Origin of the sequence: Citrobacter sp. TBCS-14, assembly GCF_005280805.1 — a bacterium.
Taxonomy (GTDB): Bacteria; Pseudomonadota; Gammaproteobacteria; order Enterobacterales; family Enterobacteriaceae; genus Citrobacter; species Citrobacter gillenii.
Map to the genome: position 1 here is coordinate 1 of NZ_SZWM01000415.1, position 211 is coordinate 211.

The following is a 211-nucleotide window of genomic DNA, read 5'->3' on the forward strand; positions in this document are numbered from 1 at the left end:
ATTCGCTTTATCCGCATCCTCATGGCGGTCTACATCGTAATTGGCGACGACCGATCCAATGCCACGCACAAAATTGGCGAAGGTCGTTATCGATGACCACGGGATGATATGGTACGCCCCGGTGTCCTGACGCACGCCCACTGAGCGGATGGACATCCGTTCTACCGGCGCTGAATAACCGGGGCCATTTTGGTAAAGCAGGTGCCGGCCA

At 56.4% G+C, this 211-nt stretch carries 1 protein-coding gene; it reads right to left on the minus strand.

Annotated features, from left to right (window positions below):
* Positions 1-211, minus strand: a 211-nt coding sequence (locus FDX22_RS15855) for a mechanosensitive ion channel domain-containing protein (protein WP_146717442.1), incomplete at both ends; no start/stop codon positions are given.